2 protein-coding genes are annotated in these 2,510 nt (G+C 72.1%); one reads left to right on the forward strand and one right to left on the reverse strand.

Annotated elements, in window-relative coordinates:
* The first annotated feature begins 353 nt into the window (after nucleotides 1-353).
* Nucleotides 354-1,082 carry a phosphatase PAP2 family protein gene (locus E2E34_RS33325; RefSeq protein ID WP_244316382.1) on the forward strand — a complete coding sequence of 243 codons (729 nt, stop codon included), beginning with the start codon at nucleotides 354-356 and terminating at the stop codon, nucleotides 1,080-1,082.
* A gap of 998 nt (nucleotides 1,083-2,080) precedes the next feature.
* On the opposite strand, the gene E2E34_RS33330 is transcribed toward E2E34_RS33325, so the two are convergent.
* Nucleotides 2,081-2,510 (reverse strand): lasso peptide biosynthesis B2 protein (locus E2E34_RS33330; RefSeq protein ID WP_138905567.1); only part of this gene is annotated, 430 nt, incomplete at its 5' end.

Below are 2,510 nucleotides of genomic sequence, written 5' to 3' on the forward strand. Positions count from 1 at the left end.
CATCATCGGCACGTCCCGCCTGGCCGCCCTCGGCGTCATCGACCCGCGCCCGGTCGCGGCTTCACTGGACCGCGCCCGGGGCTTCGGGCCCCCGCCCCGGACCGTCGACCGGACCCGTGGGCGCGTCCGATGACGACGAGCACGGCGATCGGCACGCCGGCCCCGCACTGCCCGCACGTCCGGGGCGAGGCGCACCGGCCTCACCGGCTCCGCTCGGCCGGGCCCGTGACGTTCTCTGAGAGGAGGCGCACCGCGCCATGGCACAACGTTCCGACGACCGGCGCCCCGCCGGCCCGCGACGACTCGTCGCACCGCTGATCTCCCGCCACTGGGGGCCGGACGTCACGTTCGGCATGCGGCTGGCCGGCACCGCCGTCGTCACCGTGGTGGCGGCCGTGCCGGCGGCCCTGGCGCTGGTGCTGGTCGAAGCCCAGTGGGCGCCGCTGCGACGGCTCGACCGCGGCGCGGCCGCCGCGCTGCACCGGCAGGCGCTCGAACATCCGGGCCTGGTAGGCGTCCTGCGCTTCTTCACCGATGTCGTGTGGGGGCCCGTGACAATGCGTCTGCTGGTGGCCGCGCTCGTCGTGTGGCTGCTGAGCCGCCGCGCCTGGCGACTGGCGGCCTGGGCGGCGGTCACGGCGGTGGCCGGCGGGTGCGCCGGTCTGCTCGCCAAGAACGTCGTGGAGCGTGCCCGTCCGCACCTGCCGGATCCGGTGGCGCACAGTCCCGGCTTCTCGTTCCCCTCCGGGCACGCGATGACGGCGACGACGTCCTGCGCCGTCCTGCTCCTGGTCCTTCTTCCGCTGGTGCCCCGGCGCCGGCGCCCGGTGGCCTGGGCTCTCGCGGTCGTCTCGGTGCTGGGCGTCGGCGGTACGCGGGTGGCGCTGGGGGTCCACTGGGTCAGCGACGTGATCGGTGGCTGGTTCCTCGGTCTCGCCGTGGTCACCGCCACGGCCCTCGCATTCGAGGCCTGGCGTGCGGACATCGGACGTCCGCTCACGACGCCCGCCCAGGGCTTGGAGCCGGAGATCGCCGACGCGGAGCGTCCTGCGGCGGACGGGGAACGGACCCGGGCGTTGTGAGCGCGGCCGGGAGGGGCCGACGCGGCCACTTCATGAAGTCCGTCGGGCCGCGCGAGCGCTCTCGCCTTCAGGCGTGAAACCCGGGCCAAGATTCTTTACGGGAGCCGGCACCGCGCCACCGACCGTCAATTCGCGGTCCCGGGAGGCGGGTTCCGGACGGGCAAGGGCCGATCCGATGCCGTCGGGGCCCGAACACCGGTGCCCGGTGTGCGGATCGGCGCACGCGCCACGCGCGGTCGGGTGCGAGGGGGCGGCCGAAGCCGGGTGTCGGCCGCAGCCGTCCCGGACCGCGTACCGCATTCGATTTCCGCCTCCGGCAACGATTACCGGCGCACCGGACCGACGAATTGCAGAACCCTCGCCCCACAAGTGGAATTCCGCCGCGACAAATGACCCGGAGGGTGACGTCGGCGCACAGTCGGAGGGCTTGCCAGGCCGCGAAATGCGGAAGAAACTGTTGTCGCGGTGTTGCTTTTCGATCTACACTGCGCCGGCCCTCACCCCCGAAGGGAAATCCTCCGTGAACGTGAATGCACGAATGACGATTCAGGGCAGCACGCACCTGAGCTGGGCGCGCGTCATCCAGGTCGTCGTCATCACCATCCTGATCGTCCTCGCCCTGGTGAACGAAGGAGTCACGCCTCTGATCTGATCTCACCGAGCAGGTGGTTCCATGCGCTTGAGGGGTTGCCCGTTGCAGCGGGCGGCCCCTCAAGTCTTTGTTGTGCGCGTGTCGAGCATAGCGCTCGGCGCACTCCGGGGAAACCCTCGACCGGGAATTAGTGTGAAACCGATCGGTAAGCAGCTCCCGCGGTCCGCGGCGTCGGGTAATTCGAAGCAAGCTTTCATATACACCCCCGTTCCGGCGGTACGTGGGAGCGCGCTCACGATCGACTTCCGCGCGATATCCGAAAGAGTCCGGACCGAAATTGGACAACCGGCGGAACCAGGGCGCGGGCCGGTCTGCGTTTCGCAGAGCCTGGCCCGCCGCGGAGTGCTCAGAGCACCAGAACCCGTCGGAACGGGACGCGGTCGTCCGCTTCCTGACGCGTGACGGTCTCGCCGTCGATCTCCACCCAGGCGTGGAACCGGTACGGATCGTCGGCGCTGCCCAGGCACCAGTCGGCCGCCAGCCCGGCGAGCGCGAGTCCGAGCACCGTGCCGAGCGAGTGCTCCAGGCAGGCGGCCCGCCCCGGATACCCGTCCGCGGCCCGGCTGACGACCGCGAGCATCGACTCGGCCTGGCGCATCGTGGCCGGACGCAGGCGCGAGCGCGGCCGCTTGAGTACGTCCACGGCCTGCGCGGGCACGCGGAAGGGGAGCCGCAGCAGCACCAGCGCGAGGCAGAGCCCGAGCCAGCCGGCCGTCCTGAGCCACCGGACGCCGTCGGCCGGCGGCGTGCGGAGCGGCCGGCCGCCCGCCCTCCCC

This window comes from Streptomyces albidochromogenes (assembly GCF_005981925.1).
Taxonomy (GTDB): domain Bacteria; phylum Actinomycetota; class Actinomycetes; order Streptomycetales; family Streptomycetaceae; genus Streptomyces; species Streptomyces albidochromogenes.